General features: G+C 73.5%; 11 protein-coding genes and 1 pseudogene. 10 read left to right on the top strand and 2 right to left on the bottom strand.

Annotated features, from left to right (window positions below; genetic code table 11):
• Nucleotides 1-92: 92 nt before the first annotated feature.
• From ACIBW9_RS13945 to ACIBW9_RS13930, 4 genes are all read left to right on the top strand, one after another.
• A complete protein-coding gene (locus ACIBW9_RS13945) occupies nt 93-245 on the top strand; it encodes a hypothetical protein (RefSeq protein WP_398954572.1) in 153 nt (50 codons plus the stop codon).
• A gap of 144 nt (nt 246-389) precedes the next feature.
• Nucleotides 390-1,166, top strand: a complete 777-nt coding sequence (locus tag ACIBW9_RS13940; RefSeq protein ID WP_398954570.1) for an NPP1 family protein — start codon at nt 390-392, stop codon at nt 1,164-1,166.
• A gap of 225 nt (nt 1,167-1,391) precedes the next feature.
• A complete protein-coding gene (locus ACIBW9_RS13935; RefSeq protein ID WP_398954567.1) occupies nt 1,392-2,648 on the top strand; it encodes an amidohydrolase in 1,257 nt (418 codons plus the stop codon).
• A 21-nt stretch (nt 2,649-2,669) separates the two neighbouring features.
• Nucleotides 2,670-2,894: a hypothetical protein gene (locus ACIBW9_RS13930; protein WP_398954565.1), complete on the top strand. Its 225-nt coding sequence runs from the start codon at nt 2,670-2,672 to the stop codon at nt 2,892-2,894.
• A gap of 7 nt (nt 2,895-2,901) precedes the next feature.
• Here the strand turns inward: ACIBW9_RS13930 and ACIBW9_RS13925 are convergent, their stop codons facing one another.
• Nucleotides 2,902-4,065: a hypothetical protein gene (locus tag ACIBW9_RS13925; RefSeq protein ID WP_398954563.1), complete on the bottom strand. Its 1,164-nt coding sequence runs from the start codon at nt 4,063-4,065 to the stop codon at nt 2,902-2,904.
• Between the two features lie 180 nt (nt 4,066-4,245).
• Between ACIBW9_RS13925 and ACIBW9_RS13920 the strand changes: the two genes are divergently transcribed.
• Together ACIBW9_RS13920 and ACIBW9_RS13915 are read left to right on the top strand one after the other, a co-directional pair.
• Nucleotides 4,246-4,713, top strand: a complete 468-nt coding sequence (locus ACIBW9_RS13920) for a hypothetical protein (RefSeq protein WP_398954561.1) — start codon at nt 4,246-4,248, stop codon at nt 4,711-4,713.
• 87 nt (nt 4,714-4,800) lie between these two features.
• Entirely contained in the window at nt 4,801-5,778 is a 978-nt protein-coding gene (locus ACIBW9_RS13915; RefSeq protein ID WP_398954559.1) for a hypothetical protein, read from the top strand.
• Here ACIBW9_RS13915 and ACIBW9_RS13910 read toward each other — a convergent pair.
• Nucleotides 5,761-7,098 (bottom strand): PLP-dependent aminotransferase family protein, encoded by a 1,338-nt coding sequence (locus ACIBW9_RS13910; RefSeq protein WP_398954556.1) that lies wholly within the window; start codon nt 7,096-7,098, stop codon nt 5,761-5,763. The genes ACIBW9_RS13915 and ACIBW9_RS13910 overlap by 18 nt on opposite strands.
• Before the next feature lie 87 nt (nt 7,099-7,185).
• Here ACIBW9_RS13910 and ACIBW9_RS13905 point away from each other — a divergent pair, with 87 nt between their 5' ends.
• The 4 genes and pseudogenes from ACIBW9_RS13905 to ACIBW9_RS13890 all read left to right on the top strand — a co-directional run.
• Entirely contained in the window at nt 7,186-7,932 is a 747-nt protein-coding gene (locus ACIBW9_RS13905; protein ID WP_398954554.1) for an alpha/beta fold hydrolase, read from the top strand.
• 35 nt (nt 7,933-7,967) lie between these two features.
• Nucleotides 7,968-8,966 (top strand): endonuclease/exonuclease/phosphatase family protein, encoded by a 999-nt coding sequence (locus tag ACIBW9_RS13900; RefSeq protein WP_398954551.1) that lies wholly within the window; start codon nt 7,968-7,970, stop codon nt 8,964-8,966.
• 354 nt (nt 8,967-9,320) lie between these two features.
• Nucleotides 9,321-11,255: an FUSC family protein gene (locus ACIBW9_RS13895; protein WP_398954549.1), complete on the top strand. Its 1,935-nt coding sequence runs from the start codon at nt 9,321-9,323 to the stop codon at nt 11,253-11,255.
• A 178-nt stretch (nt 11,256-11,433) separates the two neighbouring features.
• A pseudogene (locus ACIBW9_RS13890) lies at nt 11,434-12,194 on the top strand (Toxic cation resistance protein); the annotation flags it as partial.

Raw genomic sequence — 12,194 nt, 5'->3', positions numbered from 1 at the left:
ACCTCTTGCCGTTGGCCCCGTCGCCCCCTAGGTTAAGCGGCGTCTTAAGCACGTTTAATACAACACTGTTGAGACGCTGTTGAGAGGTTGCCGTGCTCCGACACATCTCCGAGCGTTACGCCCGAGGGTTCGGCGCAGCCATCGTCGCAGTGGCCGCCTTGGTCCTGGCAGCCAACGCGGGCCCGGCCAAGGCGGCCGACACCAGGCCGACCGACCAGGTGCAGCAGGTTCACCACCGGGGCTAGGCCCGGTCGGTCAGCACTCAGTTCGGGGAAAAGCCGCCTCGAATTTGATGGAAAGCCCTTCCATTCAACTCTCGACCTGCACCAGTCTTCGTCCCGCACCCGGATGTCATGTCCGCAACGAACGGATCGTCGACTGGAGCCCCCATGCCCCCAGCAGTCAGCAGCGCCAGGTCCCACCGCCTCGCCAGGGCCGCCGCCGTCGCCGGCAGCGCCGCCGTGCTCGCCCTCGCCCTGCCGGGCAGCGCCTTCGCCGGTGTGCTGCAGAACCTGCCCGAGAACGCGACAGCGTTCGAGAAGAACTTCGAGCCGGTCTACGACTACGACACGGACAGCTGCTACCCGGCCGCCGCGATCGACCCGAGCGGCAACCTCAACGGCGGTCTGAAGCCGACCGGCCCGATCACCGGCGAGTGCCGCTCCGGCCACCTCGGGCACGCCAACACCTACGCGCGGTCCAAGTGCAACAACGGCTGGTGCGGGATCATCTACGCCAGCTACTTCGAGAAGGACGAGGCCTCCCCGGGCATCGGCCACCGCCACGACTGGGAGTGCATGGTCGTCTGGGTCCAGGACGGCGCGTCCACCCCGGCGTATCTGTCCGCCTCCCGGCACGGCGGCTTCAGCACCCACCCGATCGCCGATGTCCCGATGAGCGGACAGCGCGTCGAGGCCGTCTACCACAAGGACGGCGCGTCCACTCACGCCTTCCGCTTCGCCAAGTGGGGCGAGACCCCGGAGAACGACACCGGTGCCTGGCACCAGGAGAACCTGCTCAGCTGGTCCGCCCTGGCGCCCGGCCTGCGGGACACGCTGAACGCCTCCGACTGGGGCAGCGCGAACTTCCCGCTGCAGGACTCCAAGTTCGCCGACCACCTGAACAAGGCCAAGCCGAGCGGCATCCCCTTCGACCCGTACGCCTGACCGGCACCCGACCGGCAGACGACGGGCCCGCGGGATTGATCACCCCCGTGAACGGGGGTGCCCATCAACTCTCCGCCTGCCAGGCTCTTCACCGGGAACCCCCCTCCCAAGCGCGGCCGCCGACGCACATCCCCCCTTCGCGCCGGCGGCCGCGCTGCCGGCGCGGGCCCTCGCAATGTGCGGCGCCCCGCCCCGCCGAGGCCCGGTGCCGCCTACGCTGCCCCCATGCCGTCTCCCGCCGCCCGCACCGCGCTGGACCTCACCGCCGATCTCCCGGTCTCCGACCTGGAGGACTTCTACCGGGACCTGCACCGCCACCCCGAGCTGTCGCTCCAGGAGCACCGCACGGCCGCCAAGCTGGCCGAGCGGCTCACCAAGGCGGGTTACGAGACCGCCGAGGGCATCGGCGGCACCGGAGTCGCGGGCGTCCTGCGCAACGGCGAGGGCCCGACGGTCCTGCTGCGCGCCGACATGGACGCGCTGCCGGTGCTCGAGGAGACGGGCCTGCCGTACGCCTCCGCCACCCCCGGCGTGATGCACGCCTGCGGGCACGATCTGCATGTGACCTGGCTGGCGGGCGCGGCCGCGGCGCTGGCCGCCGGGCGCGACACCTGGTCCGGCACCCTGCTGGTGGTGGGCCAGCCCGCCGAGGAGACCGGCCAGGGCGCCCAGGGCATGATCGCGGACGGCCTGTACGAGCGCTTCCCGCGCCCGGACGTCCTGCTCGGCCAGCACGCGGCGCCCGGACCCGTGGGCTTCTACGCCCACTCACCCGGCCTGATCATGTCGGCGTCGACGGACATCGACATCGTCCTGCACGGCCGCGGCGGGCACGGCTCCCGCCCCGAGACGACCGTCGACCCCGTGGTCACCGCCGCCTACCTCGTCACCCGTCTCCAGACGGTCGTCTCCCGGGAGATCGCCGCCCGCGAGTCCGCCGTGCTGACCGTCGGCCGTATCGAGGGCGGCACCCGGCACAACATCATCCCGTCCGAGGCGCGCATCGCCCTGAACCTGCGCACCCAGTCCGACGAGGTGCGCGAGCGGATGATCGCGGCGATCCGGCGCATCACGGCGGGCGAGGCGCTGGCCGCCGGCTGCCCGCGGGAGCCGGAGGTCACGGTCGGCGCGGCCTTCCCGGTGACCACGAACGACGCCGACACCGACCGGCGGATCGCCGCCGTGCACGAGGAGGTGCTCGGGACCGGGACGGTGCTGGACTTCGGCCCGGTGATGGGCAGCGAGGACTTCCCGCACCTGGCGCAGGGCTCGATCCCGTACTCCTACTGGTTCGTCACGACCACCCCGGCCGACGTGTGGGACGCCGCCCCCGGCACCGACCTGATGGAGAAGTTCCTGGCGGTACCGAGCAACCACAGCCCGCACTTCGCGCCGGATCTGTCGACGGTCACGCCGGGCGTACGGACGCTGGTGTCGGGGGCGCTCGCGTATCTCACCCAGCTCGCCCGCCCCACGTGGTGATCGCGCTCCTACACTCGCCGCGTGAACAACTACAAGTGCACCTACTGCGGCACCATCGGCCTGATGGACGGCTTCATCGAGGACGAGGGCCAGGGCACGCACGGTTACGCGCGCTGGATCGAGGGCGCCTTGGAGCGGGGGCCCTTCGGGGGCGCCAGGCGGATGGGCCGGCCCCGGCGGCAGATAGAGGCGTACCGCTGCCCCACGTGCGGCCACCTGGAGCTGTTCGCCACCGCCGAGGTGTAGGGCCAGGTCAGCCCTGGGTCTGCAACTGCCGCAACTGGCGCTGCACATGGTCCAGCGCCCCCTGCCTGCGCCCCGGCACCCGCGAGCGCAACCCGGCGAGCGACGCCCCGAGTTCCCGCGCCGCGGCCGGGTCCCGGACCTGCCCCCACTGGTGATGCGCCCGGTCCACGGCCGCCTCCACGGCGGGCGCGTCCGGCGCCTGCCCCGCCGCCAGCCGCGCGGCGGCCACCCCGAGCCAGGCCCGGCAGCTGCGCACCGGATCCCCGGCGAACATCGCCAGATCCGCCCGCACCTCGGCCCAGTGCAAGGCCTCCTCGGACCCGGGCCCGTGCGCGTGCACGGCGGCCTGCTCATGGCGGGCGGCGAGGGCGTCGGCTTCGGGGTGCCGACCGGACTGGACGGCGGCGGAGATGGCGGAGTGGGGATCAACGTCACTGCTGTACTGCCGGCCGGCATCTTTCAGCCCGTCCGGCGTTTGCGGACGAGGCCGTTCAGGCCGATGAGGGGGCCTGGGGGCGAAGCCCCCAGGTACGGGACCACTCACGCCGGGCGCGCCCAGCACCAGGTCCGCATACCCCTCCGCACCCACCCGGCCCAGCGCCTGCTGATGCAACTGCTCCGCAGGAGGCCGCAGCCCACTGCGCAGAATCGTCGCCACCGCCTTCATGTACGTGGGCACCGCCACCGCCCGCCGCGACGGCGGAGGTGCCACACGGCCGTAGACGGCGTTGTTGGCCCCGCAGTCGAGCGGAGCGCTCCGTAGCCACTCCCAGGCCTCGGCATCCGCATGCAGGTCCAGGAACAGCGTGGTGGAACCGACCGCCCGCAGCCGCAGTTCCTCCCGGATCCAGTGCCACGGCAGCCCGGTGTAGCGCACCGTCGCGGGCGTCGTACGGGCCAGCGCCAGGTGCGGCAGCCGCTGGCGGCGGTCGAGTTGCAGCTGCCCGGTGACGAAGACGGTGAGCGGCCCCGGGGCGCCCGCGGCGGCCCGCAGCCGGGTGAGCACGGCCTGCGGTTCCAGGGGGTCGGCGAGTTCGACGACGTTCGCGGTGTCCGTGCCGGACAGGACGGCGGGCGGGACGGCCGCGAGGACGGGAAGCACGGACGCCGCGTCCACCAGGCACCCCTTGCCCGCCGGGGCTGCGGCGAGCAACAGCACGGTTCCGGGCATCGTTCCCTCCCCATCCCCCGTCGATCACTTACGGCAGCACCGTAACCGCTGCGGGTGCAAAGGTGGGTGCCAGGACCGAAAACCGGGCGCAGGGCGGCCGGTGGCTCCGCCCACCGACTTGCCAAGGCCCACCTCCAGGTGTGCTCTGGTAGGCAGGGGCGAGGAGAGAGGAGTGCTCTCATGGCTCAAGCGGCACCCACGCCCGGCGGGATGATGGACAAGGTCAGGCTGAACCGCGCGGCCCGGCCCACTCGCACACCCGACCTCTTCGACGAGCGGGTCCACACCGTCGGGCGGTACGGGATCCCCGTCGTCCTCGGGCTCGTCTACGGCTTCTGGGCCGCGGCCAACCGGCGCGGCGGCGGCGAGATCACCGGCTGGAACATCCTGTTCGGCTTCGTCACGGCTGCCGTGTTCATCGTGCTGTGCATCGCCGTCGCGACGTTCGCACCGCTGCTCAAGCGTGAACTGCACTCCCTGGTGAAGTCCGGCTTCGCGGGCGCCGCGGTCGGCTTCCTCTACAGCCAGACCGGCGAGTCGGTCTACCGCTCGGTGGCCCTGGGCGTGGCCGTGACGGCGGGCATCTTCCTGGTGTTCTTCTACCGCTACTACACGCGCGAGGACGCCGTCGGCAACCGCATCCGCTGACCGGCCCCCGGGTGCGGCGCACCCGGACGGAACCCGTATGGGGGCGCCCCGCTCGCGGACCCCGCCCCCGGGCCGTTGCCTGGAGAGGTGGCCCCCAAGCGACCTGAGCGCCTGCGGCACGCCCTGTCGGCGGCACTGATCGCCCTGGCGTGTCTGCTCGCGCCGTGCGGCACGCTCGCGGCCTGGGCGGCGTACGACCTGACCGACACCAGCCGCTACGTCACGACCATGGCGCCGCTGGCCGGGGACCCCGCCGTACGGGACGCCGTCGCGGACACCGTCGGCGCCGGGATCATGGAGCAGGTCGACGAACGGGGAGACGTACGGCCGCTGCGGGGCAGCGTGCGCCCCTTCGTGCACGACGCGGTGCACTCCTTCACCGGCACCGAGGCCTTCCGGCTGGCCTGGGACTCCGGGAACCGGGCGGTCCACGACGCGGTGCTGCGCGCCCTGCACGACGAGAGCGACCGCGACGTCACCGTGGACCTCGCCCCCCTCACCGCCCAGGTCAAGCGTCAACTCACCGTGGACCACGTCCCGTTGGCGAACCGCATCCCGGTCGAGCACACCGAGGTCGCGGTGCTCCCGGCCCAGGAACTGGACCGCCTCCGGAAGGGGTTCCACGTGCTGGAAGTCGCCGGTTTCTGGCTGCCCGTGGCGGCCGTCGTCTTCGCCGTGACCGGGATCGCCGTCGCCGCCTGCCGCCGCCGCGCGGTCACCGCGACCGCCCTCGGCACGGCACTCGGCGGCGCCCTGCTCGCCCTCGCCGTCACCATCGGCCGCCACTTCACCCTCGCCGACCTCCCCGACGAGACCCAGCAGCCGGCCGCGGCCGCCGTCTACGACGCCCTGACGGCAACGCTCCGCGAGGCGTGCTGGCTCCTGATCACACTGGGCCTGACGGTCGCCCTGGCGACCTGGCTCGTCGGCCGCTTCCGGAGCAGCTCGACCGCGCCCCTTAGGGACGCGCCCCACAGGGGCGCGGGGCGGCGTCGATCTGCGGCTCCGCCGCGGGGCGCGACAAGCCACGACGAACCCGCAGACGACCTACAACGGAGCCCTTAGCGCCACGCTGGCAAGCGCCCGCAGCGCCCGCTCCAGATCAGGCAGAGCAGCAGACGCCAGACCAAGCCTGACCGCATCCGGGGTCCGCTTGGGGTCGACCACAAAAGCAGTCCCCGGTGTGACGGCAACCCCGTGCGCGGCCGCAGCCGCGGCAAACGTGTCAGCCCGCCACCCCGCAGGCAGCTCCCACCAGGCGAAATAGCCCAGCGGAGCGCCCCGCACCCGAAACCCCTCCAGATGCTCGGCGACCAGCCGCTGCCTGCGCGCCGCATCCTCCCGCTTCGCCGCCACCAGCCGCTGCACCGTCCCGTCCCCGATCCACCGCACCCCCGCCTCCAGCGCGAACCGCCCGGCGCTCCATCCCCCGGACCGCACGGCCGTCGCCACCGTCTCCACCCGGTGCGCCGGTACGACGAGGAAGCCGGCCGTGAGCCCGGGCGCGACCCGCTTGGAGAGGCCGTCGACGACATGGGCGAGGTGGGGGGCGTATGCGGCGAGCGGATCGGCGGCCTCGGCCGAGTCGGCGAGGAAGGACCAGATGCGGTCCTCCACGACGGGGATGTCCAAGTCACTGACGACCTCGGCGAGTTCGCGCCGCCGTGCCTCGCCCGTCGTCACGGACGTCGGGTTGTGCAGCGCCGGCTGGACGTACAGCGCCGCCAGGGGAGCGGCCCGGTGCGCGGCGGCGACGGACTCCGGACGCAGCCCGCCCTCGTCCGTGGCCAGCGGGACCAGCCGGACGCCCAGCCGGCCCGCGATCTCCTTGACCAGCGGATACGTCAGCTCCTCGACCCCCACCCGGCCGCCCGGCCGGACGAGGGAGGCGAGGGCGGCGGCGATGGCCTGGCGGGCGTTGCCGGTGAAGAGCAGCCGGTCGGGGTCCGGGCACCAGCCGGGGGTGGCGAGCAGGGCCGCCACCGCCTCGCGGGCCTGCGCGGTCCCGGCGGCGGGGGCCGGGCGCAGGGCCTCGGTGAGGACGTCGGGGCGCAGCATCGGCGCGAGGGCGGGGGCGAGCAGCTCCGACTGGCCGGGCACGGAAGGGTAGTTGAGCTCCATGTTCACCGGGGCCTCGGTCGCCGGCTCGGTGAGCGCACGCCCGGCGGGTCCGGTCCGGGCGGCCCGTACGAAGGTGCCCCGGCCGACCTCGCCGACGACCAGCCCCCGCCGTACCAGTTCGCCGTACGCCCGCTCCGCCGTGGAGGCCGCGATGCCGTGCCGGCGGGCGAACTGCCGCTGCGGAGGCAGCCGTTCGCCCGGCCGGAGCCGTCCGGCGGCGATGTCGTCGGCTATGCGGTCGGCTATCCGCCGGTACGCGTCCACTGGGCCCCCGTTGTCGCCGGTCCCGGCATTGCACCGAGGGCAAAGATCTTATTGCACTGAGAAGTCGGCCCGCCCTAGGGTCGGAGCATGCCGATCCCGCTGATCCTCGTGCACGGCCACCCCTTCGACCACACGATGTGGAACCCGCAACTGGAGGCGTTCTCCGGCTCCCGCCGGGTGATCGCCCCCGACCTGCGCGGCTACGGCGCCTCCCCGTCCGCTCCGGAGGTCACGCGCTTCGAGCAGTTCGCGCAGGACCTCGCGGTGCTGCTGGACGAGCTGGGAGTGGAGTCGTGCGTGCTCGCCGGGCTCTCCATGGGCGGACAGATCGTCATGGACTTCTACCGGCAGTTCCCCGCCCGCGTCCGCGGCCTGGTCCTCGCCGACACCTTCCCGGCCCCGGAGACACCGGAGGGCGTCGAGGTGCGGCACGCCATGGCGGACCGTCTGCTGCGGGAGGGGATGCGCGGGTACGCCGACGAGGTCCTGGAGAAGATGGTCGCGCCGTACGCCACCGCCGAGGTCAAGGCGCATGTCCACGGCATGATGACGGCCACCCGCCCCAAGTCCGCAGCGGCCGCCCTGCGGGCCCGCGCCGCCCGCCCCGACTACCGCGAACTGCTCACCACCGTCCCGGTGCCGGCCCTGGTGGTCGTGGGCGCCGACGACACCTACACCCCGGTCGCCGACGCCGAGGCGATGCACGCGGCGCTGCCCGACTCGACCCTCCACGTCATCGAGGGCTCGGCCCACATGCCGAACCTGGAGCGGCCGAAGGAGTTCAACGAGGCCCTGGAGAGTTTCCTGGCGCGCATCGACTCCGCCGGGGGATGATTCGGGCATCCCACTCGTGAGCGGAGGGCCCGGACTTGGACACTGCGGCTGCCGAGTGGACCACCGCGCGTGAGGGTCCTCAGGCACGGCGGGCCGGGCGGCGCCTCGCGGCCTGGTGCGCGGGGCTGTTGCTGGCCGCGGTGAGCGTGGTCGTCGGCTGCCGGGCGGCCGACAGCGACGGCTTCAGCCCGGTCCCCCAGGTCCTCGCCTTCCTGCCCTGGCTGCTCGCCCCCGCCGGACTGGCCCTGCTGCTGGCGCTGCTGGGCCGCTGGCGCCTCGGCATGGTCTGGGCGCTGGCCGTCCTCGGTCTGCTGGCGTGGTTCATCGAGCCGTACGGGAAGACGGACGAGCCCGGCGGCGCTCCCGTCGCCGAGTTCCGGGTGCTGACCTCGAACGTCGAGTTCGGGCGCGGCACCGGCTCCCTCGTCCCCGAGATCCGGCGCCACAAGCCGGACCTGGTGTTCGTGGAGGAGTGCGAGGACACCTGCCGGACCCGGCTGACGCGGGACTTCGGCGCCGACTACCCGTACCGGCAGGCCGTGGCGGCCGAGGGCTCCGCGGGGTCGGTCATCCTCAGCCGTTTCCCGCTCAAGGGCACGCAGGGCGTCGTCGGGACCATGGGCATGCCGGGTGCCGTCGCCGATGTGCACGGCCATGCCGTACGGCTCCAGCTGGCGCACCCCATGCCGCCGCTGCCCGGCCAGGTCGGCCTCTGGCGCCGGGAGCTCGGACGGCTGCGGGACGCTGCCGCCGCCGCCCGTACGCCCATGATCCTGGCCGGCGACTTCAACGCCTCCCAGGACCACGCCGCCTTCCGCCGCATCCTCGACACCGGCCTGCAGGACGCGGCCCGCCTCACGGGCCACCCCCGCACCCCCACCTGGCCCGCCCGCACCACCCCGACCTTCGGCACCCAGATCGACCACGTCCTCGTCTCCCGCGACTTCTCGGCGACCAGCGCCCACTTCCTGCACCTGCCCGACACCGACCACCGCGCACTGCTGGTGGACCTCACACTCCACCAGCGCCCATGAGCCCCCCGGCGTGCCCGCCACGTCTTCGACACCGCCCGGACATCTCAGCGGCCAGCGCCCAAGAGGCGCCCGGCGCGCCCACGCCCGCCACCCACCGCACCCTCGACACCGGCCCGGACATCTCGACGACCAGCACCCGCTTCCTGGAACCCGACCGACACCCACCACCGCCCACCACCCGTGGACATCACGCTTCACCAGCACCCATGAACCACCCGGCGCGCCCACGCCCGCCATCCACCGCACCCTCGACACCGGCCCGGACATCTCGACGACCAGCACCCGCTTCCTGGAACCCGACCGACCGCTTCACCAGCGCGGATGAGCCGAGACGGGGGTGCTCATAATGGGCGCATGTCCCGAGAGTTCCCCGCCGGCCTCACCCCTCCCGACTGGCTGGTAAGGAACCTCCGGCCCCAGCAGGCCCCGGTGAACTGGGCTGCCGTGGCCCGTGCGGCGACCGCGATGGCGCTTCCGCTGGCGATCGGCCTCGCGGCCGGCCGGCCCGCCTACGGTGCGCTGGCCTCCATGGGTGCCCTGTCCGGCGTCATCGGCGACACCGCGGACGCGTACCGCATGCGGATCCTCAACATCGCGATCCCGCAGCTGTTCGGCGCGATCGGCGTGACCCTCGGCTCGCTGGCGTTCGGGCACGGCTGGGTCGCCGTCGCCGCGGTCACCGGCGTCGCGCTGGTCTCCGGGATGATCTCGACGATCGGGGCGGTCGCCTCCGTGTCGGGGCTGCTGCTGCTCCTCAACTCCGTGGTCGGCGCGGGGCTGCCGATGCCGGGCGACTGGTGGCTCGCGCCCGTGCTGATGTCCGGCGGCGGCCTCCTCGTCCTCCTTCTCGCGCTGCTCGCCTGGCCCCTGCGGTCCGGGGTGCCGGAGCGGGCGGCGGTCGCGGACACCTACCGCACGGTGGCCGCGCTGATGGCCGCCTGCGGCACCGAGGAGTACGACGCCGCGCGCCACGCCGTCACCCAGTCCCTGAACCAGTCGTACGACCTCGTCCTCGCCCGGCGCGCCCGCCACCACGGCCGCAGCCCCGAACTCACCCGCCTGCTCGCCCAGTTGAACGCCATCACCCCGGTCGTGGAGGCCGCCCCCGCCGTCCGCCTCAGCGGTACGGCCCTGCCTGCGGAGGTCCCCGAGACCGTACGCCACCTCGCGCAGGCCGTGGAGACCGGCTACACGGGACCGATAGGGCTGCGGCTGCCCGTGCCGACCTCGGAGACCGCACGCGCCGTCGACCACGCCCTGCGGCACGCCGCCGAGGTCGTCACCGCGCCCGACGTGGACCCTAGGGGCATCGACGACCGCCTCGGCCGCCCGGCGGCCCTGTCGATCCGCGCGGCCCGCGCCGCCCGCAACGTCACCCTCTCCGCCAACTCCTGGCGCTACGGACTGCGCCTCGCGCTCTGCATCGGCCTCGCGCAGGCCCTGGTGTCGATCGTCCCGGTGCCCCGCTCGTACTGGGTCGCCCTCACCATCACCTTCGTGCTGAAACCGGACTTCGGCTCGGTCTTCTCCCGGGCCCTGCTGCGGGCCCTCGGCACGGTCGCGGGCCTGGTGATCGCGGCGGCGGTGCTGGCGGCGGTACCGCGCGGCTGGTGGGACGTACCGGTGATGCTGGTCCTGGCCCCGCTGATCCCGGCGTTCACCCCGCGCGGCTACGGCTACCAGACGGCCGCCATCACACCGGTGATCCTGCTGCTCTCCGACGTCCTGAACCACCAGGGCACCGCGCTGCTCCTGCCCCGCCTGGTCGACTCCCTCATCGGCTGCGGCATCGCGCTGGTCGCCGGTTATCTGCTGTGGCCGGAGAGCTGGCACACCCGCGTCGGCGACCGGCTCGCGGACGCGGTCGCCGACACCGCCCGGTACGTCGAGTCCGCCTTCGGCGACGGCACCGAACCGGCCGCCCGCGCCCGGATGCGACGCCGCCTCTACCGCGATCTGTCCGTCATCCGCACGGAGTTCCAGCGCGCCCTGACCGAACCGCCGCCGACCGGCCGCCGGGCCGCCGCCTGGTGGCCGCTGGTCGTCGCCGTGGAACGGATCGTGGACGCCACGACGGCCGCGGCGGTGCGGGTACGGCACGGGGCGGCCACCCCGTCCGCCGCCGAGATCCGCCAAGTGACCATGCAGCTGGTCGAGTTGGCGGAGGGCCTACGGGACACGGAGATCCTCTATCCGGTCCGCACGGACCTCACCGGACCGGCGGGCAGCGTGCTGGAGCCACTGCGGCAGGAGGTGGCGGCGGCGCGGGCGATCGCGTCACCGCGCTGAGGGCATTCGCCCGCAACGGGAGTGGCTGGAACACGAGGCGTCCCCGTTGACGCGTGGTTGACACGAGTGGCCGTACTGTCCCTTGCCCCTGCCCAAGATCGCTATCCGGGGCCGCTAACCTTACGTGTCCGTCCTGGCCAGGGATTGACGGGATCAACTCACGCGAAGGGTTGCGCACATGGGCATTCTCACTCTCCTGCGGAACGCGTTCGGCAGGTCACGCAAGGGGCGTGCCTCCGAAGCAGAGGGTGCGGACCTCACCCCCTCGCACACTCCGGAACCAACGGTCCCGGCCCCCTCCCCCGAGCCGGAGCCGACCCCGTCCGCCCAGGTCCCGGAACCGCGCTCGTCGTCCACGGAGGACAAGGACGAGCACGAACTGGTCGCGGCGGCATTCGACAACGTCACGGTTCCGAGGCCGTCGGAGCCGCTGGACCGGGTGACCCCGGAGCCGCGGCCCGCCCCCGAGGAGCAGCCGGAACCGGCCACCGAAGCCGCCACGGAGTCGGCCGCTGAGGTTGAGACCGAGGAGCCGGAGCAGACCCCTGAGCCGGCGGCCGCCGAGGAGCCGGAGCCCACCGCGGCACCGGAGGAGACCGCGGCACCGGTGGCGGAAGCCGAGCCGGAGCCCGCGGCCGAACCTGTGGCGGAGACCGCCCCCGAGCCGGAGCCCGAGCTGGTCGCGGAGGCTGAGGAACCGGAGCTGACCCCCGAGCCGACGCCCGCCGTGGCCGAGGCCGACGAGCCCGCGGCCGAACCTGTGGCGGAGACCGCCCCCGAGCCGGAGCCCGAGCTGGTCGCGGAGGCTGAGGAACCGGAGCTGACCCCCGAGCCGACGCCCGCCGTGGCCGAGGCCGACGAGCCCGCGGCCGAACCTGTGGCGGAGACCGCCCCCGAGCCGGAGCCCGAGCTGGTCGCGGAGGCTGAGGAACCGGAGCA

The sequence above is a fragment of the Streptomyces sp. NPDC049541 genome (assembly GCF_044465725.1).
Lineage (GTDB): Bacteria > Actinomycetota > Actinomycetes > Streptomycetales > Streptomycetaceae > Streptomyces.
This window is presented reverse-complemented; position numbering and strand designations above follow the sequence as displayed.